22 protein-coding genes and 1 tRNA gene are annotated in these 22,947 nt (G+C 68.8%); 9 read left to right on the top strand and 14 right to left on the bottom strand.

Annotated features, from left to right (window positions below):
- Positions 1–177: 177 nt before the first annotated feature.
- Positions 178–2,136, top strand: coding sequence for a bifunctional 2',3'-cyclic-nucleotide 2'-phosphodiesterase/3'-nucleotidase (locus J3P31_RS06010; protein ID WP_210527499.1), 1,959 nt, complete (start codon positions 178–180; stop codon positions 2,134–2,136).
- Between the two features lie 38 nt (positions 2,137–2,174).
- Here J3P31_RS06010 and J3P31_RS06005 read toward each other — a convergent pair whose 3' ends face one another.
- The 4 genes from J3P31_RS06005 to J3P31_RS05990 all read right to left on the bottom strand — a co-directional run bounded on the left by J3P31_RS06005 (position 2,175) and on the right by J3P31_RS05990 (position 6,111).
- The gene (locus tag J3P31_RS06005; RefSeq protein ID WP_210527498.1) at positions 2,175–2,768 is read right to left on the bottom strand and encodes a GNAT family N-acetyltransferase; all 594 of its coding nucleotides are present in this window, start codon (positions 2,766–2,768) and stop codon (positions 2,175–2,177) included.
- Between the two features lie 134 nt (positions 2,769–2,902).
- Complete coding sequence (gene tig / locus J3P31_RS06000; RefSeq protein WP_210527497.1) at positions 2,903–4,228, bottom strand: trigger factor; 1,326 nt, start codon at positions 4,226–4,228, stop codon at positions 2,903–2,905.
- Between the two features lie 18 nt (positions 4,229–4,246).
- Positions 4,247–4,331, bottom strand: a tRNA-Leu gene (locus tag J3P31_RS05995).
- Positions 4,332–4,434: 103 nt separating this feature from the next.
- Positions 4,435–6,111, bottom strand: coding sequence for an NAD(P)H-hydrate dehydratase (locus tag J3P31_RS05990; RefSeq protein WP_368373031.1), 1,677 nt, complete (start codon positions 6,109–6,111; stop codon positions 4,435–4,437).
- Positions 6,112–6,309: 198 nt separating this feature from the next.
- Here J3P31_RS05990 and J3P31_RS05985 point away from each other — a divergent pair, with 198 nt between their 5' ends.
- From J3P31_RS05985 to J3P31_RS05975, 3 genes are all read left to right on the top strand, one after another.
- Positions 6,310–6,648 carry a P-II family nitrogen regulator gene (locus J3P31_RS05985; RefSeq protein WP_210527495.1) on the top strand — a complete coding sequence of 113 codons (339 nt, stop codon included), beginning with the start codon at positions 6,310–6,312 and terminating at the stop codon, positions 6,646–6,648.
- Positions 6,649–6,736: 88 nt separating this feature from the next.
- A complete protein-coding gene (glnA, locus tag J3P31_RS05980; RefSeq protein ID WP_210527494.1) occupies positions 6,737–8,140 on the top strand; it encodes a type I glutamate--ammonia ligase in 1,404 nt (467 codons plus the stop codon).
- Between the two features lie 289 nt (positions 8,141–8,429).
- Positions 8,430–9,212, top strand: coding sequence for a hypothetical protein (locus tag J3P31_RS05975; RefSeq protein WP_210527493.1), 783 nt, complete (start codon positions 8,430–8,432; stop codon positions 9,210–9,212).
- A 178-nt stretch (positions 9,213–9,390) separates the two neighbouring features.
- On the opposite strand, the gene J3P31_RS05970 is transcribed toward J3P31_RS05975, so the two are convergent.
- Both J3P31_RS05970 and J3P31_RS05965 read right to left on the bottom strand, forming a co-directional pair.
- Positions 9,391–10,038 (bottom strand): biotin transporter BioY, encoded by a 648-nt coding sequence (locus tag J3P31_RS05970; protein WP_210527492.1) that lies wholly within the window; start codon positions 10,036–10,038, stop codon positions 9,391–9,393.
- A 51-nt stretch (positions 10,039–10,089) separates the two neighbouring features.
- Complete coding sequence (locus tag J3P31_RS05965; protein ID WP_210527491.1) at positions 10,090–10,518, bottom strand: DUF6314 family protein; 429 nt, start codon at positions 10,516–10,518, stop codon at positions 10,090–10,092.
- 89 nt (positions 10,519–10,607) lie between these two features.
- On the opposite strand from J3P31_RS05965, the gene purB reads away from it, so the two are divergent.
- From purB to J3P31_RS05945, 4 genes are all read left to right on the top strand, one after another.
- Positions 10,608–11,915 (top strand): adenylosuccinate lyase, encoded by a 1,308-nt coding sequence (gene purB, locus J3P31_RS05960; protein ID WP_210527490.1) that lies wholly within the window; start codon positions 10,608–10,610, stop codon positions 11,913–11,915.
- A gap of 225 nt (positions 11,916–12,140) precedes the next feature.
- Positions 12,141–12,293 carry a hypothetical protein gene (locus tag J3P31_RS05955; protein WP_210527489.1) on the top strand — a complete coding sequence of 51 codons (153 nt, stop codon included), beginning with the start codon at positions 12,141–12,143 and terminating at the stop codon, positions 12,291–12,293.
- 74 nt (positions 12,294–12,367) lie between these two features.
- The gene (locus J3P31_RS05950; protein WP_246849306.1) at positions 12,368–13,417 is read left to right on the top strand and encodes a FliG C-terminal domain-containing protein; all 1,050 of its coding nucleotides are present in this window, start codon (positions 12,368–12,370) and stop codon (positions 13,415–13,417) included.
- Positions 13,418–13,510: 93 nt separating this feature from the next.
- On the top strand, positions 13,511–14,410 hold the full coding sequence (locus J3P31_RS05945) for a lysophospholipid acyltransferase family protein (RefSeq protein ID WP_210527487.1): 900 nt from the start codon (positions 13,511–13,513) through the stop codon (positions 14,408–14,410).
- Here the strand turns inward: J3P31_RS05945 and J3P31_RS05940 are convergent.
- Entirely contained in the window at positions 14,407–15,111 is a 705-nt protein-coding gene (locus tag J3P31_RS05940; RefSeq protein ID WP_210527486.1) for a DUF1223 domain-containing protein, read from the bottom strand. The genes J3P31_RS05945 and J3P31_RS05940 overlap by 4 nt on opposite strands.
- 223 nt (positions 15,112–15,334) lie before the next feature.
- On the opposite strand from J3P31_RS05940, the gene acnA reads away from it, so the two are divergent.
- Positions 15,335–18,028 (top strand): aconitate hydratase AcnA, encoded by a 2,694-nt coding sequence (gene acnA / locus J3P31_RS05935; RefSeq protein WP_246849307.1) that lies wholly within the window; start codon positions 15,335–15,337, stop codon positions 18,026–18,028.
- 376 nt (positions 18,029–18,404) lie between these two features.
- Here the strand turns inward: acnA and J3P31_RS05930 are convergent, their stop codons facing one another.
- The 7 genes from J3P31_RS05930 to J3P31_RS05900 form a co-directional block, all read right to left on the bottom strand.
- Positions 18,405–19,772 (bottom strand): phosphohexomutase domain-containing protein, encoded by a 1,368-nt coding sequence (locus J3P31_RS05930; protein WP_210527485.1) that lies wholly within the window; start codon positions 19,770–19,772, stop codon positions 18,405–18,407.
- A complete protein-coding gene (locus tag J3P31_RS05925) occupies positions 19,769–20,314 on the bottom strand; it encodes a DsbE family thiol:disulfide interchange protein (RefSeq protein WP_210527484.1) in 546 nt (181 codons plus the stop codon). The genes J3P31_RS05930 and J3P31_RS05925 overlap by 4 nt, the downstream gene beginning before the upstream one ends.
- On the bottom strand, positions 20,307–20,459 hold the full coding sequence (ccmD, locus tag J3P31_RS05920; RefSeq protein WP_368373026.1) for a heme exporter protein CcmD: 153 nt from the start codon (positions 20,457–20,459) through the stop codon (positions 20,307–20,309). Before ccmD ends, J3P31_RS05925 begins: the two co-directional genes overlap by 8 nt.
- Positions 20,456–21,190: a heme ABC transporter permease gene (locus J3P31_RS05915; protein ID WP_210527483.1), complete on the bottom strand. Its 735-nt coding sequence runs from the start codon at positions 21,188–21,190 to the stop codon at positions 20,456–20,458. Before J3P31_RS05915 ends, ccmD begins: the two co-directional genes overlap by 4 nt.
- Positions 21,191–21,233: 43 nt before the next feature.
- The gene (ccmB, locus tag J3P31_RS05910) at positions 21,234–21,890 is read right to left on the bottom strand and encodes a heme exporter protein CcmB (protein ID WP_210527482.1); all 657 of its coding nucleotides are present in this window, start codon (positions 21,888–21,890) and stop codon (positions 21,234–21,236) included.
- A gap of 79 nt (positions 21,891–21,969) precedes the next feature.
- Positions 21,970–22,590: a heme ABC exporter ATP-binding protein CcmA gene (gene ccmA, locus J3P31_RS05905; RefSeq protein WP_210527481.1), complete on the bottom strand. Its 621-nt coding sequence runs from the start codon at positions 22,588–22,590 to the stop codon at positions 21,970–21,972.
- Positions 22,587–22,943, bottom strand: a complete 357-nt coding sequence (locus J3P31_RS05900) for an Mth938-like domain-containing protein (protein WP_210527480.1) — start codon at positions 22,941–22,943, stop codon at positions 22,587–22,589. The genes ccmA and J3P31_RS05900 overlap by 4 nt, the downstream gene beginning before the upstream one ends.
- Positions 22,944–22,947 lie beyond the last annotated feature (4 nt).

The raw sequence follows: 22,947 nt of genomic DNA, 5'->3' as shown, positions 1-22,947 counted from the left end.
GGGCACCGCGCTTGCCTTGGGGCCGCTCCTTCGGGGGCGGCCCTGTTCATTTGTGCGGAAGTCGGCCCGTCGAGCCCGTGACGCGACGGTATTGTCGCCAACTCGTCACCTGTTTGTCACCCTGCATCGCGCAAGGATCGCTCCAGTCGATCCGCCCCAGCTTGCAGGGAGCCCCGAATGCCCATCCGACTCAGCCGCCGCGGGTTCATGGCCGCCACCGGAAGCCTGATCGCGCTCCACCCCTTCTCGGCCCGCGCGCAGGAGGGGCAGGCGCATCTCCGCATCATGGAAACCACGGACATCCACGTCCACGTGTTTCCCTACGACTATTACGCGGACAAGCCTCTCGACACCGTGGGGCTGGCGCGCACCGCCTCGCTCATCAACGCGGTGCGGGCCGAGTCGACCAACTCGCTCCTCCTCGACAACGGGGATTTCCTGCAGGGCAACCCGCTCGGGGACTATGTCGCCTACGATCGCGGCATGAACCAGGGCGACCGGCACCCGGTCGTCACGGCGATGAACACGCTGGGCGTCGAGGGATCGACCTTCGGGAACCACGAGTTCAACTACGGGCTCGACTTCCTGATGCGCTCGGTCGAGGGGGCGGAGTACCCGATCGTCAGCGCCAACGTGGTCACCGCGCCGGGGGCGACGCCCGACGCGGACACGACGCTGGTGCCCCCCTACGTGATCCTTGACCGCATGGTGACCGATGGCGCGGGCCAGGAGCATCCGATCCGGATCGGGCTGATCGGCTTCGTGCCGCCGCAGATCATGGAATGGGACCGCAAGAACCTGGAAGGGCGGGTCACCACGCGCGACATCGTCGAAGCGGCGCAGGCCTGGGTGCCCCGGATGAAGGCCGAAGGGGCGCAGATCGTCGTCGCGCTCTGCCATTCCGGGATCGGGGACGCCCAGCCCACGCCGGGGATGGAGAACGCGGCGGTCCCGCTCGCCGCCGTGGAGGGGATCGACGTGATCCTGACGGGGCATTCCCACCTGGTGCTGCCTGGACCGGACTACGAGGGCTTCGAGGCCGTCGATGCCGCCCGCGGCACCATCCACGGCAAGCCGGCCGTGATGGCCGGGTTCTGGGGCAGCCATATGGGACTGGTGGACCTTCTGCTCGAGCGCGAGGGCGACGGCTGGCGCATCGCCTCGTTCGAGGTGGAGGCCCGGCCGATCTACCTCCGCGACGAAGAGGGCGCCACCACGCCCACCGTCGAGAGCGACCCCAAGGTCCTCGCGTCGGTCGAGGCCGAGCACGAGGCCACGCTGGAGTATGTGCGCCGGCCGGTCGGCAAGACCTCGGCGCCGCTCCACAGCTACTTCGCGCTGGTCGCCGATGATCCGTCGGTGCAGATCGTGTCGATCGCGCAGGCCTGGTACATCGCCCAGATGATGCAGGGCACGCCGCACGAGGGCCTCCCCATCCTGTCGGCGGCGGCGCCCTTCAAGGCGGGCGGGCGTGGCGGGCCCGAGTACTACACCGACGTGCCCGTGGGCGACGTCGCGATCCGCAACGTGGCAGACCTTTATCTTTACCCGAACACCGTGCGCGCGGTCCGGATCACCGGGGCGCAGGTCAAGGACTGGCTGGAGCGGTCAGCCGGAATGTTCAACCAGATCACGCCGGGCGGGCAGGATCAGGTGCTGCTGAACCCGGACTTCCGGTCCTACAACTTCGACGTCATCGACGGGGTGACCTACCGGATCGACCTGTCGCAGCCGTCCAGGTTCGACACGGACGGCAACCTCGTGAACGAGGGCGCGAACCGGATCGTGGACCTGGCCTACGACGGCCAGCCGATCGATCCGGCGCAGGAGTTCATCGTCGCGACGAACAACTACCGGGCCGAAGGCGGCGGCAGCTTTCCCGGCGCGGACGGCTCCACCATCGTCTTCGAGGCCCCGGACACCAACCGCGACGTGATCGTGCGCTATATCGTGGAGCAGGGGACCATCGACCCGGCGGCGGACGGCAACTGGCGCTTTGCCGCGATGCCCGGGACAACGGTGCTGTTCGACACCGGGCCGCGGGCGGCCGACTACCTGGACCAGGTTGCCGGGCTCAGCATCGAGCCGGCGGGCGAAGGGCCGGACGGCTTCGCCCGCTTCCGCATCGCGCTCTGACGCGGCGGGGGCGCGCGTCCGCCCCCTCGCGCTGCCGCTCAGTCGGTCCATTCCTTCATCATCAGGGTCCAGGTGGAGCCAGGATTGTCCCAGGTTTCCTTGACCATCGGACGGGACTCGATGGCCCGGAAGCCGCAGCGTTCGTAAAGGCGCCCCGCCCGGGGGTTGGCGTCGGAGACGATCATGCTGACCCCGCGCCGGCCCAGGCCGCGGGCCAGCCCCTCGGCGATGCCAAGGAGGGCCGTGCCGTGCCCTTGTCCGCGCTGGTCCGGGTAGGCGGCCAGCGCATTGACGTACCAGGTCCCGGCGGCGAGGTTCTCCAGCTCCTGCAAGGGCACGAACATGGGCGGAAAGTCGTCGGGGATCGGGTCGGGCACGTTGGCCAGGGGATATCCGATCAGGGCGGCGACCACGCCGCGCCCCTCGTCCGCGACCACCGCGTTGCGGAACGAGAAGGACCCCTCCTCGCGCAGCGCGCGGCGGCGGCCCACGTCCTGCGGCGTCTCGCCCTCCTGGACCTGCCTGGCCCAAAGATAGGAGGCGAGCCCCTCGCCCGCGATGTCCACGAGGTCGGTCAGGGCGGCCGCGTCGTCGGGGGTGGCGCGCCGGTACGGGAAGGAAAGGCTGTCCATCGAAGGGTCCATTGAGTCTCTTGCCGCGCGCAGGCTGCCATGCCGCATCGGGGGACCACAACGGCCGACTGCACCCCCGGCCGAAACGAAAAAGGCGCCCAAGGGGCGCCTTTCCGATCAGCGGGTCGGAGCCCTCATTCCTCGTCGAGCGCCTCGACGGCCTGCTGCAGCTCGTCCTTGGAGACCTCCTTCTCCTCGACCTTGGCCTGGCCGAAGATGTGGTCGATCACCTTGTCCTCGAAGATCGGGGCCTGGATCTGCTGGCGGGCGGCGGCGTTGTTCTGCACGTATTCGAAGAACTGCCGCTCCTGGCCACGGTACTGGCGGGCCTGCTGGAGCACGGCCTGGGTCAGCTCGGCGTCGGTGACCTTGACCTCGGCCTTCTGGCCCAGGTCGGCGAGCAGGAGGCCCAGCTTCACGCGGCGCTTGGCCAGGCGCTGATGCTCCTCGGTCGGCTCGATGTGGTCGTGGTTGTGCCCGTGGACGTGCGGGTTTTCCTCGTGCCAGAGCTGGTGGGCGATCTGGCTCGCCTCGGCGTCGACAAGACCCTGGGGCAGGTCGAAATCGACCAGCTTGTCGAGCTCGTCGAGGAGCGCGCGCTTGGCGACGGCGCGGGCCGCGCCCTGATACTCCTGCTCCAGACGCTCGCGGACCTGGGTGCGCAGGGCTTCGAGGTCATCGGCGCCGAAGCGCTTGGCCAGCTCGTCGTCGATGGTTGCGGGCTTGGCGGCCTTCACGGCCTTGACGGTGCAGGTGAAGACCGCGTCCTTGCCGGCGAGGTGCGAGGCGCCGTATTCGGCCGGGAAGGTGACGTTGACGTCCTTCTGCTCTCCGGCGGTGACGCCGACGAGCTGGTCCTCGAAGCCCGGGATGAACGAGTTCGAGCCGAGCACGAGCGGGTAGTCCTCGGCGGAGCCGCCTTCGAAGGCTTCGCCGTCGACCTTGCCGACGAAGTCGATGGTGACCTGGTCGCCGTTCTCGGCCGCGCCGTCCTTGTCCTCGAAGGTCTTGGCGGTGTCGGCGAGGTTCGACAGGGCCTCATCGACGGCAGCGTCGTCGGCCTTGACGTTCAGGCGGGTGAGGGCGACCGAGGACAGGTCCACGGCGGGCACGTCGGGCAGCTTCTCGTAGGCGACTTCCACGACGACGTCGTCGCCTTCCTTCCAGTCCTCGTTGGTCATCTTGACCTGAGGCTGCATGGCCGGCCGGTCGCCGCTGGATTCGAGGTGCGAGCTCACCGCGCCGTCGATGGTCTCCTGCATGGCTTCGCCCATCAGGCGGGGACCATGCTGCTTGCGCAGGAGCGCCATCGGGACCTTGCCCTGACGGAAGCCCTTCATGGCGACCTGGGGCTGGATCTCGGAGAGCTTGGCCTGGACCTTCTGGTCAAGCTCGGCGGCGGTGACGGTGACGGTGTAGCCGCGCTTCAGGCCCTCGTTCAGCGTCTCGGTGACTTGCATATCCTCATCCTCGCGTCCTGGTGCGGGTGAAGGGACTCGAACCCCCACGCCTTGCGGCGCCGGAACCTAAATCCGGTGCGTCTGCCAGTTCCGCCACACCCGCAAAGTCATGCGGGAGGCGGGCCGTCGCCCTCCCCCCCTGGCTGGCGCGCCTCCTAGCAGAGGGGGCGGTCGGGAGCGAGGGGAAAAATGCCGGAGCCGGGCGCTCAGAGCCCCAGCGCGCGAAAGACCTTGGGCAGCTCCTCGGGCAGGTCCTCGGCGATGAGGCCCGGACCGAAGCTGCGGGCGCATTCCACATGGAGCCAGGCGGCGGTGCAGGCGGCGTCGAAGGGCGCGAACCCGCGCGCAAGCAGCCCCGCCACGAAGCCCGCCAGCACGTCGCCCGAGCCTGCCGTGGCGAGCCAGGGGGCGGCGCGGTCGTAGACGGCGGCGTTGATGGCGGCACGGCCGGTCGGGTCGGCGATCACCGTGTCGGGCCCCTTGAGAAGGACGACCGCGCCGCATTCCTTCGCGGCGTCGCGGGTGGCGTCGACCTTGGAATAGGCGGGGCCGGTGGCGGCGGGCGCGTGCCACTTCTCGGCGATGGCCGGGAAGAGGCGCCCGAACTCACCCTCGTGGGGGGTAAGGACGCAGGCCGCGTGGAGCTTGGCGCGGAGGGCGTCGTCCCTGGACAGGAGCGTCAGGGCGTCGGCGTCGAGGACGACGGCGCGGAACCGTTCGCCCTCCCCGGTCGCGCGCGACGCGTCGAGGACGGCCGAAAGGAGCGCGGCCTCGCGGTCGGAGGTCCCGAGGCCGGGCCCGACGGCGAGCGCGTTGTAGCGGGCGTCGCTGAGCAGGTCGGTGAGGGCCTCGGCATCCTTGATGCTGCGAAGCATGATGGCGTCGAGGCGGGCGGCGTTCTCCTGCAACGCGGCCGGCGGGACGGCGAGGGTCACGAGCCCCGCGCCGATCCGGAGCGCCCCCCGGGCGGTCATGCGGGCCGCTCCGCCGTGGCCGGGGCGTCCGGAGAGGATGAGGGCGTGGCCGTGGGAGTATTTATGCGTTGGACGACCAAAACGATCGCCTTTCCCGAGTCCCCTCTTCGGACCGTCAATCAGTTCGCAAGGCTTAACGCTTCGATCGCGAGGCTCCGAAGGATAGAGAACCCATCCCCCAAGTCCCTGCCCTGTGGTCGAGAGAGTCGGGACACTGGTGGACCGTTCCCTTAGGCCGATGTCCTTGACCACAACTCGTCCGCACTGGAAGGGACCTTCGGCGAGGAAGTGACTACGTTTCGCGCGATGAAACGTCACGGTCAGATCGGCCCAGAGCGTATCGCCATCCAGTGACCGACCGCTGTCGGAACAGATGCCGGAAGGCACGTCCACGGCCACGACACGAGGGCGCGCAGGTTCGAACCGCAGGTCCCATGCAGGAAGGTAGGTGCCGAGCCCGTGGTCGAAGTCGATGGGCCGAGTCAATCCGGTACCGAAAACAGCATCAATGATGAGGCTGTAATCCCAGGGATCGTGCTGGGTTTCGAGAGACAACGGTTCGACAATCGTCAACGGTTTGGAGCCCCGAGCTACCACCCACTCCGGCAGCACCCCAGCCATGGCGACCCAACGGTCATAATTCGTTCGCGCATCTTGGGGGAGCTTCTCAGCGTCCCCCAAGAGGAAGACCCTGATCTTCCACCCCCGCTCCCTCAAGAGCCGCGCGACCACGAAGCCGTCGCCGCCGTTGTTGCCCGGGCCGCAGAGGACGACGGCGCGTCGCGGACCCTGCTCGATCGCCGGCCACTCGGCCAGGATGGCCTCGACCACCCCCCGGCCCGCGCGCTCCATGAGCTCGAGGCCCGTGACCTCGCCCCGGGCGATGGCCTCCTGTTCAAGCGCCCGCATCTCCGCTGCCGTCAGGATCGCCGTCATCGCTTGCTCCCCCAGCAGTTTCCAAACTGCCCGTTTTCGCGCCATCCAGCACATTCATGCCGCAAACCGCGCCGTTCCGCCCATGGTGCACGCAGGAGGCGATCAGGCCCGATTGTGGTCCCCCGCCCGTCCCGCCATACCCGCCACGGGACAGAGGAGCAGAACGCCGCCATGAAAAAGATCGAGGCGATCATCAAGCCGTTCAAGCTCGACGAGGTCAAGGAAGCGCTCCAGGACGTCGGCGTGCAGGGGCTCTCGGTCGTCGAGGTGAAGGGATTCGGTCGGCAGAAGGGCCACACGGAACTGTACCGCGGCGCCGAATATGTCGTGGATTTCCTGCCCAAGGTGAAGATCGAGGTGGTCCTGCCCGACGAGCAGGCCGAGAACGCGATCCAGGCGATCGTGCAGGCGGCCCGCACCGACAAGATCGGGGACGGCAAGATCTTCGTCTCGACCATCGAGCAGGCGATCCGGATCCGCACGGGCGAGTCGGGCGACGATGCCCTCTGAGGAGCAGGCCGGGCCCCGCCCAGCCTGACGCGCACAGCATATCGGGCGATGACGCCCGACGGGACAACGAAGGGAAAGCACAAGGGAAATGGCCAACAAGCTTCTCGACCTCATCGCGCAGGAGGAGGCGGAGTACGTCGATATCCGCTTCACCGATCCGCGCGGCAAGCTCCAGCACGTGACCGTGGTGGCCGATCTCGTGGATGCCGAGTTCCTTGAGGACGGCTTCATGTTCGACGGCTCGTCGATCGCCGGCTGGAAGTCCATCGACCAGTCCGACATGAAGCTGATGCCCGACGCGGACAGCGCCTATGTCGATCCGTTCTTCGCGGAAAAGACGATCTGCGTGCACTGCAACGTGGTCGAGCCCGACACCGGCGAGCCCTACTCCCGCGACCCGCGCGGCACGGCCCTGAAGGCCGAGGCCTATCTCAGGGCTTCGGGCATCGGCGACACCGCCTACATGGGTCCCGAAGCCGAGTTCTTCATTTTCGACGACGTGCGCTACAGCGTCTCGATGAACAAGGTGTCCTTCCAGGTCGATGGCGTGGACGCCGCCTGGAACTCGGACGCCGAGTTCGAATCGGGCAACACCGGCCACCGCCCGGGGATCAAGGGCGGCTACTTCCCGGTGCCGCCGATCGACGACGCGCAGGACCTGCGCTCGGAAATGCTCTCCACCATGAAGCGGATGGGCATGAAGGTGGACAAGCACCACCACGAGGTGGCCTCCACGCAGCACGAGCTGGGCATCATCTTCGGCACGCTGACCAAGCAGGCCGACGAGATCCTCAAGTACAAGTACGTCATCCACAACGTGGCCCAGGCCTACGGCAAGACGGCGACCTTCATGCCCAAGCCCATCGCGGGCGACAACGGCTCGGGCATGCACGTCAACATGTCGATCTGGAAGGACGGCAAGCCGCTCTTCGCGGGCGACAAGTACGCCGACCTTTCGCAGGAAGCGCTCTACTTCATCGGCGGCATCCTCAAGCACGCCAAGGCGCTGAACGCGATCACCAACCCCGGGACCAACAGCTACAAGCGCCTGATCCCCGGCTTCGAGGCCCCCGTGCTGCGCGCCTACTCCGCCCGCAACCGGTCCGGCTGCATCCGTATTCCGTGGGCCGAATCGCCCAAGGCCAAGCGCGTCGAAGCCCGCTTCCCCGATCCGTCGGCGAACCCCTACCTCGCCTTCGCGGCGCTTCTGATGGCCGGCCTCGATGGCATCAAGAACCGCATCGACCCGGGCCCGTCCTCGGACAAGGACCTGTACGACCTGCCGCCGGAAGAACTGGCGCAGATCCCGACCGTCTGCGGCTCGCTCCGCGAGGCGCTGCAGGAGCTGGAGAAGGACCACGAGTTCCTGCTCCAGGGCGACGTGTTCACCCGCGACCAGCTCGAGGGCTACATGGCGCTGAAGTGGGAGGAGGTTTACGCCTTCGAACACACGCCGCACCCGGTCGAATACAAGATGTACTACTCCTGCTGATCGGCGTCTGACGCGGATCGTCCCGCACGGGACAGGGAACAAGGGGCGCCTCCTCCGGGGCGCCCCTTCGTCGTTTCGGGCCCATGATCGGGCCGAATGGACCGTTCCAGACCCTCGAAAACAACGGCGCGGGCAGATTCCCGCTCAGGTTGCAAGATACTCGTTGTGTTTGTGTCGATACCGTCGCAAATGCTCCATAGGTGTGAATAGCGCAGTCGTATCCGTTAACAGATCCAGCCAGCCCCATAGGCCGTTCCGGCCAGACCGACCCATCCGCAGGGAGTACGAGATGACGACCACATCTCAGGCGAGGACCACGATCGGGCAGCTCGTGTACGCGCAACTTCCGGCGTTCAGCTTCGAGAAGCTGATGGCGGACCTGGACACCGCACTGTCGGTCGGCCGCATGGGCGAGCGGACCCTGGCCTGGGCCGGCGAGGAGGCTGCGCAGATCGACGTCGGATCGGCGCGCATCATGCTGGCCCTGGCGCGCGGGGCCGAACCCTCGCGGTCGGGCGTGGTGACGATCGCCGTGGGCTGCGGACCGGACGGGGATGCGGACCAGCGCCACGCGCAGCGGCGGGCCGTCCTGGCCCGGCTGATCGCCGACCGCATCACCGCACGGCATCCCCCGCGCGAAACGCTCTGGAGCACGAGCGACAGCGCGCCGACCCTGGAGCTCATCGCCAGCAGCACGGCGGAGATGTCGGTTCTGAGCAGCACGCGCCGGCAGATGAAGGCGGAGCGCGCCAGCGCCCAGCGGGCCACTCCACGCCACTTCGTCGGGCCGGACGACCTGCCCCGGATGCTGGCCCAGGTCGAATCGACCCTGGCGCAACGTCGCGAGGCCGGGGACGACGCGCTGCCGGCCCCCCAGCGGAAGGGGCTGCCGCTGTTCCGCTCGGTACGGCGGGGCGCCTCCGCAGGCAGGCCGGGACGCCTGGCCCCCGTGCGGCTGGCCGTGCACCTGGTCAATGCGGCCCTGATGCTGGTCGTGGTGCCGACCGGGACCACGACCAATGGCACGCCGGCGACGCGCAGCGCCAACGTGACCACGACCACCCGCAACTGAGCCCGGGCGAACCGGACGGCCATCCCGGCAGAGCATCCGTCCCTTGCCGCGGTGGTCGGCCTTGGCCAGGGCCGCCCGCAGGCGACTGCGTCCTGGCACGCGGCCCGCTGAACAAGAACGGCCGGGCGAAGGCCCGGCCGCGCGTGTCCTGAGGACGTGAAGGCGGACGGTCCGGCGACTAGCCCCGGGCCGACCCGACCAGCTTCCAGAGCGCGGGCGCCAGAAGCGCCGCCAGCGCGAGCTTGATCGCATCGCCGATCAGATAAGGGGTCAGGCCCCAGGCAAGGGTCTGCTGCCAGACGGTGCCGTACTTGGAGGCGTCGAAGGCGCCGTTCGCCACGACGTGGTGGAGCCAGGCCAGGCCCGGCAGGTAGATCACCGCATTGCCGAGCAGCAGGGCCAGGGCCATGCCCCCGACGCTCCGGTCCCAGCCCCGCCGCGCGAGCGCGCCGAGCAGCGCCGTGGCCAGGACATAGCCCAGGAGGTAGCCGCCGGACGCGCCCATCATGTAGGCCAGCCCGTTCTTGTCCGCCGAGGAGCTCGCGAAGACGTCGAACCCCAGGGCGCCGATCAGCATGTAGCCCAGGATGGTGGCGAGGCCGAGCCGGGGTCCGTAGGCCGAGCCGACGGCCAGCACCGCGAAGGTTCCCATCGTCACGGGCACCGGCGAGGGCCAGACGGGGACCTGCACCTTGGCCGACAACGCCAGCGCCGCGATGCCCAGCGTCACGAGGAGCGCCTGTCGGGCCAGTCCCGCCGCGCGCTGGTCGCGGCCTCCGACTTCGGCCAGGACGGGCCAGCCCGTCCGAGTCACTGCTTGGGCCATAGCGGGGCCTCCCTCCAAACTCTTTCGGCTCTTCTGACGCATGGGCCCGCGTCACGCAAGTTCCCTTGGTCCCCGCGCATAGGAAGACACCATCTCGTAGTCCTTGGCGGGGCCGGTCACCCACCAGGTCGCGGTCCAGACGGGCCAGGCGGTGAAGTCGTAGGTGACGCGATACAGGTCGCGCCCGCAGGGGTGATCCGTGCCTAGGGCACGACCCCAGGGCCGGAAGTTATGGAACGGACGCCCGTCCGGAAATCGCATCTCGATCAGGTCGCCGGCGGCGAGCCACAGGTAATCGCGATGAGCCGCGAAGGCGGGCCCCTGACCCAGCCGGAGCTGCCCCTCCTCGCGGTAGCGCAGGCCGTCCCCGTCCCGCCAGAGCCGGGCGTCGCCGTCAAAGCGGCCCGCCTGCCCCGACAGGTGGTCCGCGATCCGCCGCCCGAGCCGCCATTCACCGCGGAAATCGTCCAGATGGAGCATCGCCGAGCCGCCCGAGCCTACAATTTCGGTCTTGTGGGCGGATAGGCCCCGCCCTACGGAACCCCTACCCCACCCGGCCGAGGCTTTCCATGATCCCCCGCTATTCCCGCCCCGAGATGGTCGCCATCTGGTCCCCCGAGACCCGCTTCAAGATCTGGTTCGAGATCGAGGCCCATGCCTGCGACGCGCAGGCCGAGCTGGGCGTGATCCCCAAGGCCAACGCCGAGGCGGTGTGGAAGGCCCGCGATGCGACCTTCGACGTGGCCCGCATCGACGAGATCGAGGCGGTGACCAAGCACGACGTCATCGCTTTCCTGACCCACCTGGGCGAGATCATCGGCCAGGACGAGGCGCGCTTCGTCCACCAGGGCATGACCTCCTCGGACGTGCTGGACACCTGCCTGAACGTGCAGCTGGCCCGGGCGGCGGACCTGCTGCTCAAGGGCCTGGACCGGGTCTGCGACGCCCTGAGGACCCGCGCCTTCGAATACAAGGACACGCCGCGCATCGGCCGGTCCCACGGCATCCATGCCGAGCCCACGACCATGGGCCTCACCTTTGCCCGCTTCCATGCCGAAATGGACCGGAACCGGTCGCGCCTGCGCCGCGCCCGGGAGGAGATCGCGACCGGCGCCATCTCGGGCGCGGTGGGCACCTTCGCCAACATCGACCCCTTCGTCGAGGAACATGTCTGCCGGATGATGGGGCTCACGCCCGAGCCCATCTCGACGCAGGTCATCCCACGCGACCGCCACGCGATGTTCTTCGCGACGCTGGGCGTGATCGCCTCCTCGATCGAGAACGTCGCCATCGAGATCCGCCACATGCAGCGGACCGAGGTGCTGGAGGCGGAGGAGTTTTTCAGCCCCGGCCAGAAGGGCTCCTCGGCGATGCCGCACAAGCGGAACCCGGTCCTGACCGAGAACCTGACCGGCCTCGCCCGGCTGGTGCGCTCTGCCGTCACGCCGGCGCTGGAAAACGTCGCGCTCTGGCACGAGCGGGACATTAGCCATTCGTCCGTCGAGCGGGCCATCGGCCCGGACGCGACCGTGACGCTCGATTTCGCGCTGCACCGGCTGGCCGGGGTGATCGAGAAGCTGGTGGTCTATCCCGAGAACATGATGCGGAACATGAACCGGTTCCGGGGCCTGGTGATGAGCCAGCGGGTGCTGCTCGCTTTGACTCAGGCGGGCGTGAGCCGCGAGGACGCCTACCGCCTCGTGCAGCGCAACGCCATGAAGGTCTGGGAACAGGGCGCGGACTTCAAGACCGAGCTGCTGGCCGACCCCGAGGTCACGGCCGCATTGCCGCCCGCCGAGATCGAGGAGAAGTTCGACCTGGGCTACCACCTCAAGCACGTGGACACGATCTTTGCCCGGGTGTTCGGGTCCCGCTAGCCGGCGGCATCGCTCCGGGCGGGCGATCGGGCTGGTCCGGACCGCCTGGTCGGAGGGGCCGGTCGCCATGGCGTGCCTGGCACCTTGCCCCAGCCGTGCCGCCAGCCGCTCGACCGCCAGGCTGGCCCGGAGCAGCCCCCCGAGCGACGGGCCGGATGATTTGCGCTTGGCCAAGGCGCGGGACGCGCTAGAATCGCGTCAGTGGTTCATCAGGGAGTTCCTGCCATGAAGCGCCTTGTCCTTTCCATCGCCCTCCTGTCCTCCCCCCTCACGGCCTGGGCCGACTGCGCCTCGCGGCACCAGCAGGCCATGTCCTGCGCCGAAGGGATGCGCTGGGACGCCCAGGCCAACGCCTGCGTCCCGGTCAGCACGAGCTGACCGCGCTGGTCATAAACCGAATCCTAACCGAATCCGCCGCATCCTGACGGGGTCAACGCGCCAGGATGCCCTTCATGACCTTCGCTTTCGACTCCGCGCGGCTGGATCAGCGGCGCAAGGCGGCCATCATCGTGCGATTCCTCCTGGCGGACGGCCAGCGCCCGCCGCTGGCCAACCTGCCCGAGGACACGCAGGTCGAGCTCACGCGTGAGATGGCGCGGCTGAACGTCGTCGACCGCACCACGCTGGACGCCGTGATCTCGGAGTTCGCGGATGAGCTGGAGGGCGTGGGCCTTGCGGTGCCCGGGGGTGAGGACGCTGCCCTGGATGCCCTGTCCAGCCATATCAGCCCGGGCGCCGTGGCGCGGCTGAAGGCCGAGGCGGCGTTGCGCAACGGATCGGACCCCTGGGGGGCGGTGGCGGCCCTTGGCCTCACGGAACTGGCGCGCCTTTTGGCGCGGGAAAGCGTCGAGGTCGCGGCGGTCGCCCTGTCCAAGCTTCCCGTCCCCAAGGCGGCCGAGGTGCTGGGCAAGCTCCCGGGGGAGCAGGCCCGTCGCATCACCTTTGCCGTCTCCCGCACGAGCAGGATCTCTCCCGAGGCGGTCCTGCGGATCGGGCGCGCCCTGGCCGAGGAGTATTGCATGACCCCGGCCTCGGCCTTTCCGCAACCCGCGGGCGAGCGTCTGGGCGCCATTCTCAACAGTTCGCCCCCGGCCACCCGCGAGGATGTGCTGGGCGGCCTCGAGGTGGCCGACAAGGATTTCGCGGCCGAGGTGCGGCGCGCGATCTTCACGTTCACGCACCTGCCCCGACGGGTCAAGGCGGCCGACGTCCCCCGCCTGTTGCGCCTCGTCGAGCCTCGGGTCGCGGCCATCGCGCTGGCCGCCGCCGAGCGGAGCGGCAAGGCGGACGAGATGGAAGCCGCCGAGTTCCTGCTGGAAAGCCTGCCGCAGCGTCTGGCGGATACGATCCGGGAGGAGATGGCGACGCTGGAGCGGATCAAGCCGGTCGACGCCGAGTCCGCGCAGGCCGCCATCGTCAACACCGTCCGGGACCGGGCGGCCCTGGGCGAGATCGAACTCGTCGACCCGGAGGACGCACAGGCGGCGGCCGGGAAGCCCTGAGCGCGGTCCTGGCCCGAGGGCGCCCGCCGCGGGGCGGTCTTGGAAGTTCCGGCCCCGGGCTCTAAGGGGCGGGCATAGTCCTGGCAGGATCCGATGCCCGAACGCTCCGACACGCCCGCCGCCCCACAGGGGAGCCTTGCCGACCGCGCGGTCGATCTCGGCCTGCGCGGTCTCATCGGCTCGGTCATGGCCCTGCCCTACGACCGGCGCGTCGCAGCCATGGGGACGCTGACGCGGAACGTGCTTGGGCCGCTGGCCGGCTACCGACGTCGCGCCCTCGCCAACCTTGCCCGGATCCATGCCGACTGGCCCGAGGACCGCCGTCGCGCCGTGACGCGGGAGGTTCTGGACAACGTCGGCCGCACCCTGATCGAGAACTATTCCTGGCGCGAGTTCGGGGACCGTCTTGCGACGGTGACGCCGACCGGCGGTGGCCTGCCCCATCTGGCAGAGGCGCGCGCCCAGGGGCGTCCGGTGATCTTCGTGACCGGGCATTTCGGAAACCATGAGGCGCCGCGCCAGGTGCTTACCCGGCTGGGCTACCGGATCGGCGGGCTTTACCGCGAGATGGACAACGCCCTCGTGAATGCCCATTACGCCGCGACCATGGCCGAGGTATCGGGGCCGATCTTTCCCAAGGGGCGGCGGGGGACGCTGGGCTTCGTCCGCCATATCGCCGGGGGCGGCATGGCGACGATCCTGTTCGACCTCCACGCCTATGATGGCGTGGCGATCCCCTTTCTCGGGCGGCCGGCGATGACGGCGACCACGGCCGCCGACCTTGCGCTGCGCTACGACGCGCTGCTGCTGCCCTATTGGGGGATACGCCAGCCGGACGGACTGGGCTTCGAGATCGCGCTGGAGGATCCCATCGTCCATGGAACCCCGATCGCGATGATGGAGGAGGCGACCCGCCGGCTCGAGGCGCGGGTCAACGCCCATCCCGGCCAGTGGTTCTGGGTCCACCGCCGCTGGAAGCGCATCCGGACCTAATCGTCGATCTGCACGGCGGCGCGGATGCGTCCCGGGCCAGGCTCCTGGAGGAGCACCACGGCGGGCTCATCCCCTTCGACGGGCACGTCGAGGGACAGCGGCTCGGCCCCCGTCCAGGAGGCCACCGAGCGCCAGGATGTCACGATGTTATGGTAGTCCATCACCAGGCCCGCATTCTCGCCCCCGGTGATCGCGACCTCGTCCTTGGGACGGTAGCGGACCACCTGGACATCGAGCGGCTTGGGCAGCGGCACGGGACCGGCCTCGATCTTCAGGGTGTCGCCGTCGCGGGTCACCTGCAGGTCGATCGGGGTCGTGCCGTCGGCATGGGCGTGCAGCTTGGCCATGACGCCCATCGTGTCGCCGCCGACCATCCGGTCTTCGCCGTTGATGACGATCTGCGGCGTGTAGACCATCCGTTCCCCGACCGTGCGGGCGTAGGCCTCCTGCCGGGCGGAGTGCACCGGCGAGGCGAAGCTGTCCGGCCAGCCGATGTAATCCCAGTAATCCACATGGAGCGACAGGGCGATCACCCCGTCCATGCGGGAGATCTCGGCCAGAAGGGTGTCCGCCGGCGGGCACGAGGAACAGCCCTGCGAGGTGAAGAGTTCCACCACCACGGGAAGCTTGGCTTCGGCAGAGGTGAGGCTCGGTGCCAAGGTCGTCGCGAGGGCGAGGCACGTCGCCGGGAGTAGTCGCATTGGGGGTCCGCCTGCCCTCTGGGTGGTGCGCCTCGGGCTTACGGGAGGGCCCTGCGCCGCGCCAATCAATGAATTGCGAGAGCCCGGCGCGCAACCTTTGTTGACGCCCCGCCTGCGACCCGGGCGCCACGGGGAGGGGGTTCCCCCCGCCGGTGTGCAATGGTATACAAACCCGCGTCAGCGATGCCTATATGGTATCCGCCAGCCCAGAAGGATTCGCCCCATGACCATCATAGCAGGCCAAGACAGCGCCGGCGTGCGTCGCACGCTGACCGTCGGAGGACAAAGCTACGCCTATTACTCCATCCCGGCGGCCGAGGCTGCGGGTCTGGGCCAGTTCTCCCGCCTGCCCGCCGCTCTCAAGGTCGTGCTGGAGAACCTGCTGCGGTTCGAGGACGGGGGCTTCTCGGTCTCGGTGGACGACATCAAGGCGTTCGGCGAATGGGCGCAGAACGGCGGCACCTCCTCGCGCGAGATCAACTACCGGCCGGCCCGCGTGCTGATGCAGGACTTCACCGGCGTTCCGGCCGTGGTGGACCTGGCCGCCATGCGCGACGGCATCAAGGGCCTGGGCGGCGACGCGCAGAAGATCAACCCGCTGAACCCCGTGGACCTCGTCATCGACCATTCGGTCATGATCGACGAGTTCGGCAACCCCCGCGCCTTCCAGATGAACGTGGACCGGGAGTACGAGCGGAACCTGGAGCGTTACCAGTTCCTCAAGTGGGGGCAGACCGCCTTCAACAACTTCCGCGTGGTGCCGCCCGGGACCGGGATCTGCCACCAGGTGAACCTCGAATACCTCGCGCAGGTCGTCTGGACCGACACCGACCAGAACGGTGAGACGGTCGCCTACCCCGATACGCTCGTGGGGACCGACTCGCACACGACGATGGTGAACGGCGCCGCCGTGCTGGGCTGGGGCGTGGGCGGCATCGAGGCCGAGGCCGCGATGCTGGGCCAGCCCGTCTCCATGCTGATCCCCGAGGTCGTGGGCTTCAAGCTGACCGGCAAGCTCCGTGAAGGGACCACGGCCACCGACCTCGTGCTCAAGGTCGTGCAGATGCTCCGCAAGCATGGCGTGGTCGGCAAGTTCGTGGAGTTCTACGGCGAAGGCCTCGACCACCTGCCGCTCGCCGACCGGGCGACCATCGGCAACATGGCCCCGGAATACGGCGCGACCTGCGGCTTCTTCCCGATCGACCAGGAAACGCTGCGCTACCTGCACATGACCGGCCGCGACGAATCGCGGATCGCGCTGGTCGAGGCCTATGCCAAGGAGAACGGCTTCTGGCGCGGCGCCGACTACGAGCCGATCTACACCTCGACGCTCGAGCTCGACATGGGCGACGTGGTGCCCGCGATCTCGGGCCCCAAGCGCCCGCAGGACCACACGCCGCTGGACCAGGCTTCGGAGAGCTTCTTCAAGGTCGTGGCCGACTACCGCAAGGGCGCCGAGCCCAAGCAGGAGGTCGCCGTCGCGGGGCAGGACTACACGATCGGCGACGGCTCGGTCGTGATCGCCTCCATCACCTCCTGCACCAACACCTCGAACCCCTATGTGATGATCGGCGCGGGGCTCGTGGCGCGGAAGGCGCGGGCCCTGGGCCTCACCCGCAAGCCCTGGGTCAAGACCTCGCTCGCTCCCGGGTCGCAGGTGGTGTCCGCCTACCTTGAGGCGGCGGGCCTGCAGGAGGACCTCGATGCCATCGGCTTCAACCTCGTGGGCTACGGCTGCACGACCTGCATCGGCAACTCCGGCCCTCTCCAGCCCGAGATTTCCGACGCGATCCAGTCGAACGACCTCGTGGCGGTGTCGGTGCTGTCGGGCAACCGCAACTTCGAAGGGCGCATCTCGCCGGACGTGCGGGCCAACTACCTCGCCTCGCCGCCGCTGGTGGTCGTCTATGCGCTGGCGGGCGACATGGACATCGACGTGAGCAAGGACCCGATCGCCCAGACGCCGGACGGCCGCGACGTCTTCCTCGCCGACCTCTGGCCCAGCCAGGCCGAGATCGCCGAACTGGTGGAGCGGACGGTGACCCGCGAGGCGTTCCAGTCCAAGTACGCCGACGTCTTCAAGGGCGACCACCGCTGGCAGGCCGTCGAGGTCTCGGGCGGGGAAACCTACGACTGGCCGCCGACCTCGACCTACATCCAGAACCCGCCCTATTTCAGCGGCATGGGGCGCGAGAAGGGCACCATCGGCAACATCCTCCAGGCCCGCACACTCGCGATCCTGGGCGACATGGTGACCACCGACCACATCTCGCCTGCCGGGTCCTTCAAGGAATCCACCCCGGCCGGCCGCTACCTGGTCGAGCGTCAGGTGCCGGTGCGCGAGTTCAACTCCTACGGCTCGCGCCGCGGGAACCACGAAGTCATGATGCGCGGAACGTTCGCGAACATCCGCATCCGCAACGAGATGCTGGACGGCGTCGAGGGAGGCTACACCCTTGGCCCTGATGGGCAGCAGACCTCGATCTACGACGCGGCGATGGCCTACCAGCAGGCCGGGACGCCGCTGGTGATCTTTGCCGGGCAGGAGTACGGCGCAGGCTCGTCCCGCGACTGGGCGGCCAAGGGCACGGCGCTGCTGGGCGTGAAGGCGGTCATCGCCGAGTCCTTCGAGCGCATCCACCGTTCGAACCTCGTGGGCATGGGGGTCATCCCGTTCGAGTTCACCGAGGGCCTGACCCGCAAGGATCTGAACCTGAAGGGCGACGAGAAGGTGTCGATCGGCGGACTGGAATCCGTGACGCCGCGGATGCTGGTGCCGGCGATCATCGAGTACGCCGACGGCACGCGCCGCGATCTCACCCTGCGGTGCCGGATCGATACGGCCGTCGAGATCGAATACGTCGAGAACGGCGGCGTGCTGCACTACGTGCTGCGGAACCTGGCTCGGGCGGCCTGAGCTCGGGCTTTCCCAGAGGTTCAGGTCGATGGGCGCCGCCGCTGACGGCGCCCATTCCATGTCCGGCGCATGGTGACGGCTGCTGCTGGCTGTCGTGCAGAGCAGGCCCTCGCTGCCGTGCAGCGGCAAAGATCTGGCGCGGGCGTCGGGTCAGCAACCAGGCCGGGCGGCGATCGAAAGCGGGCGGATCGCGGTTCTTGGTCAGCCTTTGGCGCGGGCCGCGATGCCCGTCACACGCCTCAGAACGCCCCGCCCGGGTTCCTGATGAGAGCCAGCAACACGGAATCCGTGTCGCGGGCGCGATCCCGTCAAGCGTTTGGAACGAGAGATGGCCAGAGGCCCCGGAGCCATGGCAGCCGGGTGCGACCCGACAGGATCACTGACCCGACAGCAGCGCGCTGATCTCCAACACCTTGCGGTCCAGCAAAGTGCGATCGCCCCGGGTTTCGATGTTGAGCCTCAGGAGCGACTCGGTGTTCGACATACGGACATTCGCACGCCAGTCTCCCATGTCGAGCGACAGGCCGTCGAGACGATCGGCCGAGACCGCCGTGGGGCCGTAGGCCGCCTCGAAGCGCGCAATGGCCGCAGCCGGGTCGTCGATGGCGAAGTTGATCTCACCCGACGACGGAAACCGGGTCCGCAGGTCATCGACCAGAGCCGAGAGCGGCTTGTCCTGCCGCGCCAGCAGCCCGGCCACGAGCAGCCAGGGGATCATCCCGGAATCGCAATAGGCGAAGTCGCGGAAGTAATGGTGCGCCGACATCTCCCCCCCATAGGGGGCGTCATGCTCGCGCAGCGCGGCCTTGAGATGGGCGTGCCCGGTGCGGCAGATGATCGACCGGCCACCGGCCTCGGCGATCATGGCCTGCGTGGCCCAGACCACCCGAGGCTCGTGGACGATCGGGGCGCCCGGCTCCTTGGCCAGGAAGGCCTTGGCCAACAGGGCGACCACGTATTCGCCATCGATGAAGCCCCCCTTTTCGTCGAACAGGAAGCAGCGGTCGAAATCGCCGTCCCAGACGACCCCCATATCCGCGCCCGCCTCGCGCACGGCCTGTTCGGACCGGGCCCGGTTCTCGGGCAGGAGGGGATTCGGGATGCCTTGCGGGAAGGTCGGGTCGGGCTCGTGGTCGAAGCGCACGAAGTCGAAGGGCACGCCCCGTTCGGCGAGTTGCGCGGCGATGGCGTCGAAGGTCGGTCCCGCCGCGCCGTGCCCCGCGTTCACCAGGATGCGAAGGGGCCGCAGGCCCTCGGGGTCGAGGTAGGACGCCACGTGTCCCGCGTAGGAGGGCCGAAGGTCCAGGCCGGCCCAGGTGCCCTTCCCGCCCGGCGCGCCGAAGCTGTCGGCGACCACGAGGTCGTGGATCTCCTTGAGACCCGACTCCCAGGCAATCGGGCGCGCCCCTTCGCGCACGATCTTGAGCCCGTTGTAGTCGATCGGATTGTGCGAGGCGGTGACCATCAGCCCTCCGCCTGCGCCGGTATGCGCCGTGCCGAAATAGACCTCCTCGGTCCCGCAAAGGCCGAGATCGAGCACGTTCGTCCCTTCGTCCCGCAGACCCTCGACCAGCGCAGCCTGCAGCGACGGGCTTGTCGGGCGAACGTCGCGCCCGGTCACCACGGTCTGCGCCCGCGTCACCTGCGCGTAGGCCCGGCCGATCCGGTACATCAGCGCGTCGTCCAGATCGACGCCCAGCCGGCCCCGGACGTCATAGCTCTTGAAGCAGGACAGGCGCGTCATTCGTTCCTTTCCGCCTCGGCCAAAGCCGGGCGCAAGCGCGATTCGATGATGTCGGGGGTCAATGGGTTGGCCATGCGCGCGACGACGGTTCCGTCCCCCGCGACGACGAAGGTTTCGGGGACCCCGTAGACCCCCCAGTCGACCGCGAGCCGTCCGTCCGGATCCTGTCCCACGGCGGCATAGGGGTCGCCCAGTTCGTTGAGGAAGGCAACCGAGTGGTCCGGATCGTCCTTGTAGGCGATCCCGTATATGGGAATCCCCTCCTGGGCGAGGGCATCGAGGTTCGGCGCCTCGACGCGGCAGGGCGCGCACCAGGACGCGAAGAAGTTGACGAGCTTCACCTGTCCATCGGCCAGCACCGATGCATCGAGCGGCGTCAGCCCGGGCAAGGGCGCGCCCGAGAGGCCGGGTGCCGGTTGCCCCACGAGCGCAGACGGCAGCTCCTGCTCGCCGCTGCCGCTGAGCATCCCCGCGGCGAAAAGGCCAGCCATCGCGGCGAAGATGACGGGCGGAATCAGGACAAGGGGCGAGATCCTAGCCATCGCGACCTCGCTCGATCCGGTCCATCTCGGCCTTGAGCCGCCGCCAGCGCCGCCAGCTCAGCCCCGTGAGGCCCAAAAGGAGCACCAGCGTGACCCCATAGGCCGACAAGACCGTGACGGCGTACTTTCCCAGTTCCGGCATCATGCGAGCGCCCTTTGCGCCTGCCGCTCCAGCGCGCGCAGACGGCGGACCCGGATCTCGGTGCCCGTGCGCATCAGGACCAGCGCCACGAACAGCAGGATGAAGCCCGCGAGGCAGACCAGCAGCGGAAACCAGTATACGTCGGAGATGTTCTCCTTGGCGTCGAGCGACAGGGTGGCCCCCTGGTGGAGCCCCTGGTTCCAGAACAGGACCGCATAGCGGGACAGGATCGCGAAGACGGAGCCCACGAGGCACAGGACCGAGGTCAGGTCCGCGGCCTGATCCGGGTCCGGGATCGCCTCCCACAGCGCGATGTAGCCCAGATAGAAGAGGAACAGGATCAGGAAGGAGGTCAGGCGCGGATCCCAGGCCCACCATGTCCCCCACATCGGCTGCCCCCAGACCGCGCCGGTGAACAGGGCGATCAGCGTCATGGTCATCCCGACCGGGGCCGCGGCCTTGGCGGCCAAGGCGCTGACGTGATGGCGGCGGATCAGCCAGATCAGCGAGGCCACGAGCATCATCGCCCAGGCGTTGATGGCCATCATGGCCGACGGCACGTGGACGTAGATGATCTTGACCGTCGAGCCGAAGCGATCGGCCTGCGGCGTCAGGAAGAAGCCCCAGACCAGCCCGACCAGAAGGCACAGCATCGCCCCGCCGAAGGCCCACGGAATCACCGGGGTCGTCGTGGCGATGAACTTCTTGGGGTTGGCGTATTCCCAGATCGACATGGCCGTTCCAATAATCACTGACGGCCCTCGCCTCAATGCCTGATCAGCGTAGGTTGATCCTCAGCACCCCGCCTGCGGCGAAGGGCAGCAGCGCGAGGCTCCCGGCCGTGATGCCGGCCAGCATCAGCAGGGGCGTGGCGACCTCCAGGCCCTGGGCGCCGCGCCGCGCGGCCTCGGCCCCGAAGATGAGGGTCGGCACGTAGAGGGGCAGGACCAGGAGCGACAGAAGAAGGCCACCGCGCCGGATGCCCACGGTGAGGGCCGCCCCGAACGTGCCGATCACCGACAGGGCCGGCGTCCCCAGCCCAAGGGTGAGCACGATCCAGGGATAGGCCGCCGGGTCGAGGTTCAGCAGCACGCCCAGGGGCGCCGCAGCCAGGGTGAGCGGCAGCCCGGTGGTCAGCCAGTGCGCCAGGGCCTTGGCCAGGGCCACCGCCTCGAGAGGCAGGGGCGAGGTCGCGATCAGCGGCAGGGCCCCATCCTCGTGGTCCAGGGCGAACTGGCGGTCGAGCGACAGGAGCGTGGCGAGCAGCGCCGCCACCCACAGGATGCCTGGGCCGATCCGGGACAGGATGTCCGACTCAGGCCCGACGCCGAACGGGACCAGGACCACCACGATCAGGAAGAACGCCAGGGAGAGTCCGAACCCGCCCCCGGCCCGGATGGCCAGACGGAGATCGCGGAGCAGGAGAGCCTTCATCGGTCCGTCCCGCTTCGGCCAGGTCCAGGCACGTCGTGGCGCCCTTCGACCCACCGCCTGAGGCTGTCACACCCGGTCGTCATAGGAACGCGGCGTCCGTGCCATGGCTGACCGCCGCCGGATCGGCGCGAAACCACGCCAGGTCAAGCTCGGGCGCGTCGAGGCCCAGGGGAACATGCGTCGCGATCACGGCGATCCCACCTCTGCCGAGATGGCGCTCCCGCAGCCAGGCGGCAAACCGAGCCACCGATGCGGCATCGAGCGAGACGGTCGGCTCGTCCAGCAGCAGAACCTGCCGCCCGATCACGCCCAGCCGGGCCAGGCCGAGCCGCCGCGACTGCCCCGCCGACAGGGTTCCGGCCGGACGATCCTTGAGCGTTCGCAGGTCGAAGTCGTCCAGCACCTGATCGGCCCAGGGGCGGCCATACAGTGCGGCCCAGAAGCGCAGATTCTCGGTGACCGAGAGGGTGGCCTTGATGCCGTCGGCGTGGCTTGCATAAGCGGCGCTTTCGGGTGGCAGGTCGATCCGCCCCGCCAGCGGCGGCGCCAGGCCCGCCAGGACGCGCAGCAGCGTGGTCTTCCCTGCGCCGTTCGGTCCACGCAGCACAAGAGCATGGCCGGGGTCGACGGTGAAACCGAGATCCGTCAGGACAGGCACCCCGCCCCGGGCGACGGCGAGTCCCTGGACCCGAAGCGTCACACCGGGTTCAGCGCGATTCCGACGCGCCGACCTTCGGACAGCAGGACGTTGTAGGTCCGGCAGGCGGCGGGGGTGGGCATCGGCTCCACGGCGATCCCGGCATCCTCGACGACCGCCCGAAAGCCGACCGGAAGGTAGGCCATCTCGGCCCCCATCCCGACGAACAGGACATCGAGCCGCTTGCCCTCGGCGAGGATCAGGGCCGTGTCCTCGAAGCCGCGCCAGGTCCGGACGCCCGAGTCCGGCAGGATCAGCAGCGCCCCCTGGATCACCTGTCCGCCCACGCGGAAGAAACCGGGCCCGTAGCTGTCCACGGGCAAGGCATCGGGAAATCGCATCTCGTCGAACTGCATGGTC

This window comes from Rubellimicrobium arenae (assembly GCF_017916275.1).
GTDB classification, from domain to species: Bacteria; Pseudomonadota; Alphaproteobacteria; order Rhodobacterales; family Rhodobacteraceae; genus Rubellimicrobium; species Rubellimicrobium arenae.
Note: the sequence above shows the minus strand (reverse complement) of the source record. Positions and strands in the feature narration are given on the sequence as shown.

Coding starts and splice junctions, on each gene's coding strand:
- J3P31_RS06010 (WP_210527499.1), top strand. CDS start 178: ATGCCCATCCGACTCAGCCGCCGCGGGTTCATGGCCGCCACCGGAAGC.
- J3P31_RS06005 (WP_210527498.1), bottom strand. CDS start 2,768: ATGGACAGCCTTTCCTTCCCGTACCGGCGCGCCACCCCCGACGACGCG.
- tig (WP_210527497.1), bottom strand. CDS start 4,228: ATGCAAGTCACCGAGACGCTGAACGAGGGCCTGAAGCGCGGCTACACC.
- J3P31_RS05990 (WP_368373031.1), bottom strand. CDS start 6,111: ATGCGGGCGCTTGAACAGGAGGCCATCGCCCGGGGCGAGGTCACGGGC.
- J3P31_RS05985 (WP_210527495.1), top strand. CDS start 6,310: ATGAAAAAGATCGAGGCGATCATCAAGCCGTTCAAGCTCGACGAGGTC.
- glnA (WP_210527494.1), top strand. CDS start 6,737: ATGGCCAACAAGCTTCTCGACCTCATCGCGCAGGAGGAGGCGGAGTAC.
- J3P31_RS05975 (WP_210527493.1), top strand. CDS start 8,430: ATGACGACCACATCTCAGGCGAGGACCACGATCGGGCAGCTCGTGTAC.
- J3P31_RS05970 (WP_210527492.1), bottom strand. CDS start 10,038: ATGGCCCAAGCAGTGACTCGGACGGGCTGGCCCGTCCTGGCCGAAGTC.
- J3P31_RS05965 (WP_210527491.1), bottom strand. CDS start 10,518: ATGCTCCATCTGGACGATTTCCGCGGTGAATGGCGGCTCGGGCGGCGG.
- purB (WP_210527490.1), top strand. CDS start 10,608: ATGATCCCCCGCTATTCCCGCCCCGAGATGGTCGCCATCTGGTCCCCC.
- J3P31_RS05955 (WP_210527489.1), top strand. CDS start 12,141: ATGAAGCGCCTTGTCCTTTCCATCGCCCTCCTGTCCTCCCCCCTCACG.
- J3P31_RS05950 (WP_246849306.1), top strand. CDS start 12,368: ATGACCTTCGCTTTCGACTCCGCGCGGCTGGATCAGCGGCGCAAGGCG.
- J3P31_RS05945 (WP_210527487.1), top strand. CDS start 13,511: ATGCCCGAACGCTCCGACACGCCCGCCGCCCCACAGGGGAGCCTTGCC.
- J3P31_RS05940 (WP_210527486.1), bottom strand. CDS start 15,111: ATGCGACTACTCCCGGCGACGTGCCTCGCCCTCGCGACGACCTTGGCA.
- acnA (WP_246849307.1), top strand. CDS start 15,335: ATGACCATCATAGCAGGCCAAGACAGCGCCGGCGTGCGTCGCACGCTG.
- J3P31_RS05930 (WP_210527485.1), bottom strand. CDS start 19,772: ATGACGCGCCTGTCCTGCTTCAAGAGCTATGACGTCCGGGGCCGGCTG.
- J3P31_RS05925 (WP_210527484.1), bottom strand. CDS start 20,314: ATGGCTAGGATCTCGCCCCTTGTCCTGATTCCGCCCGTCATCTTCGCC.
- ccmD (WP_368373026.1), bottom strand. CDS start 20,459: ATGATGCCGGAACTGGGAAAGTACGCCGTCACGGTCTTGTCGGCCTAT.
- J3P31_RS05915 (WP_210527483.1), bottom strand. CDS start 21,190: ATGTCGATCTGGGAATACGCCAACCCCAAGAAGTTCATCGCCACGACG.
- ccmB (WP_210527482.1), bottom strand. CDS start 21,890: ATGAAGGCTCTCCTGCTCCGCGATCTCCGTCTGGCCATCCGGGCCGGG.
- J3P31_RS05900 (WP_210527480.1), bottom strand. CDS start 22,943: ATGCAGTTCGACGAGATGCGATTTCCCGATGCCTTGCCCGTGGACAGC.